Origin of the sequence: Bradyrhizobium sp. (genome assembly GCF_049798375.1) — a bacterium.
Classification (GTDB): Bacteria; Pseudomonadota; Alphaproteobacteria; order Rhizobiales; family Xanthobacteraceae; genus Bradyrhizobium.
Genome location: NZ_JBARGP010000603.1, coordinates 1 through 2686, shown reverse-complemented (window position 1 = coordinate 2686; position 2686 = coordinate 1). Strand labels below are relative to the sequence as shown.

The following is a 2686-nucleotide window of genomic DNA, read 5'->3' as shown; positions in this document are numbered from 1 at the left end:
CGTCGAGATGCCGGTGCGTCCCAATATCGGCATCCATACCCAGCCGATCTCCTTCATCGGGCTTCCCGTCGTCGCCGTGCCGGTGCCGCTGGAACCAATGCCGATCGGAGTGCAGCTGATTGCCGCGCCCTGGCGCGAGGATATCGTGCTGCGGGTGGCGCATGCCTTGCAGCAGATGGGCGTGGCGGCGGCGCCGCAGTCAAAAGGATTGTAAGTATGGACATCGACCTGCCCGAGATCGTGGCGGAAGTGACTGCCCAGTTCCAGCGCTATGAAAAGGCGCTCGTGAGCAACGACGTCGCGGTGCTCGGCGAACTGTTCCGCAATGATGCGCGCACCCTGCGCTACGGCATCTCTGAGAATCTCTACGGCCATGGCGAGATTTCGGCGTTCCGTGCCGCGCGTCCGCCGGCCGGGCTGATGCGGCGCACCGCGCGCACCGTGATATCGACCTATGGCCGCGACACGGCTGTCGCCTCGACCTTGTTCTATCGCGACAGCGCGCCGGGGCGCGTCGGTCGCCAGATGCAGACCTGGGTGCGCTTCCCCGAAGGTTGGCGCATCGTTGCCGCCCATGTCAGCGTCATCGACGAACCGCAGGGGCCGCCGGCATGAGTCTCGACGATCTCCCAAGTCGCGCACAGCGCGACAATCCGACAGCCCGCGCGCAGCAGCAGGCGCCGGAGATGCCGCGTATCAATCGTGCGCCGCAGGTCATCGCCAAGATCACGCGCGCCGAGGAGCTGCGCCTGCAGCTTGCCGACGAGATCGTGCGCGGCATTCTGGCGCCGGGCGCGGCGCTCGACGAAACCGAGATCGCCAGGCGTTTCAGCGTGTCGCGCACGCCGGTGCGCGAGGCGTTGCGCCAATTGGTGGCGTCAGGCCTGGTCGAGGCGCGCGCCCATCGTGGCGCGGTGGTGGCGCGTCCCTCGCTCGATCGCCTGAGCGGCATGTTCGAGGCGATGGCCGAGTTGGAGGCGTTGTGCGCAGGCCTTGCCGCGCAACGCATGGCGCCGGTGGAGCGGCAGCGGCTGGAGGCCATTCATGAGGAGCTGCGCCACCTCAGCCATGCCGGCAATCCGGAGCGATTCCACGAGGTCAACGAGCGCTTCCACAACGCGATCTATGCCGGCGGGCACAACGCTTATATCGCAGAGATCACGCTGGCGACGCGGGTGCGGGTGCAGCCGTTCCGCCGCGCCCAGTTTCGCAACCTTGGCCGTCTGGCGAAATCTCACGCCGAGCACGATCGCGTCGTGGTCGCGATCCTGCGCGGCGACAAGCTTGGCGCGGCGAGCGCGATGCGCGCGCATATCGAACTGGTGCGCGGCGAGTATGAAATCTACGCGGTGTCGGTGTAGCCGAGGCGCCGTCAACGTTCTTCATTGCGAAGAGCGAAGCGACGAAGCAATCCAGAATCTTTCCGGGATCCTGGATTGCTTCGCTTCGCTCGCAATGACGGCGACTGTTAGCTACGCCGCCGTCTGCGCCACATACGCCCGCCAGCCGCCGAACGACGAAATGTCCCGCGCGCGATCGAGCGCGGCAGGCTCGACGATAAAGCCCTTCACCTCACGGCCATCGGACAGATTGATCGTTCCGATCGACAACGGCGGCGGCACGGCGGCGACGAATTGGCCGAAGGCCGCCTCCGACAGCGCCCACAGCTCGAGTGTGATCGAGGTGCCGGCCCCCGGCGCGATGCGGAGCATGCCGGGCTTGGGCGGCGTCGTCTCCAGCGCATAGAGCTGGTAGTCCGGCGCCGTCGTCGCTGTCTCCAGCAGACGCGCGCCGAGCGAGGTCAATTCATGGTTCAGCGCCATGCCGGACAGATGCGCGCCGACCGCGGCGATCGCGATCTCGCCGTCTCTTAGCGTCGTTGTCAGCGGCGCGAGCGGCGGCTGCGCCACGCCCTTGGCGCCGACGCCAAGTTCGGTGTCGGCGTGAAACACCCGGCCGATGCTGGCGAGCGCGGCATCGCGCCCTGCCGGCGCCAGCAAGGTGACGCCGAACGGAATGCCGTCGTCGCGCATCGCCGACGGCAGCGCCAGGGCGCACATGTCGAGCAGGTTGACGAAATTGGTGTAGGTGCCAAGCCGGCTGTTGAGCCGAATCGGATCGGCGAGCACCTCCGCGGTGGTGTAGGCGGTCGGCGCGGTCGGCAGCAGCATCGCGTCGATCCCGGCGAAAGTACGCGCCGCGAGCTTGCGCATAGCTTGCAGCCGGTAGAGCGCGGCAAAGGTATCCGCCGCCGAGGGCCGCGCGCCGGCAATGGTGATCTCGCGCGTTACTGGATGAATCGCGTCCGGATCTGACGCCAAGAGATCACGGATCACGAGATAGCGTTCAGCCACCCACGGACCTTCGTACAGAAGCCGTGCGGCCTCGTAGAATGGCTCGAGATCGAATTCGACGAGCTGCGCGCCGAGTTCGTCGAAACGCAGGACTGCCTCGTCGTAGGCGGCTTCCGCGTCCTTATCGCCGAAAAAGATCAGTTGACTCGGATGGGGCACACCGAGCTGCAAGCCCTTCGGAAATGGCGTGAGCGGGGCAAGCGGGCGGTCCTGCGAGAACGGATCGAGCGGATCAGGCGCCGCCATCACGCCGAGCGCGGCCGTTGCATCGTCGACCGTGAGCGCGAAGATCGAGACGCAGTCGAGCGTGCGGCAGGCCGGCACCACGCCTG

Annotated in this window: 3 protein-coding genes and 1 pseudogene; 3 read left to right on the top strand and 1 reads right to left on the bottom strand. The window is 66.9% G+C overall.

Features of this window, described 5'->3' with window-relative positions; all coding sequences use genetic code 11:
* The 3 genes and pseudogenes from WA702_RS24260 to WA702_RS24250 all read left to right on the top strand — a co-directional run.
* Window positions 1–214, top strand: a pseudogene (locus WA702_RS24260) (AtzE family amidohydrolase); the annotation flags it as partial.
* Window positions 215–216: 2 nt separating this feature from the next.
* The gene (gene hpxZ, locus WA702_RS24255) at window positions 217–615 is read left to right on the top strand and encodes an oxalurate catabolism protein HpxZ (RefSeq protein WP_425113091.1); all 399 of its coding nucleotides are present in this window, start codon (window positions 217–219) and stop codon (window positions 613–615) included.
* Window positions 612–1361, top strand: coding sequence for a GntR family transcriptional regulator (locus tag WA702_RS24250; RefSeq protein ID WP_425113090.1), 750 nt, complete (start codon window positions 612–614; stop codon window positions 1359–1361). The genes hpxZ and WA702_RS24250 overlap by 4 nt, the downstream gene beginning before the upstream one ends.
* A gap of 111 nt (window positions 1362–1472) precedes the next feature.
* Here WA702_RS24250 and atzF read toward each other — a convergent pair.
* The coding region (gene atzF, locus WA702_RS24245; RefSeq protein ID WP_425113089.1) for an allophanate hydrolase at window positions 1473–2686 on the bottom strand (1214 nt) is incomplete at its 5' end.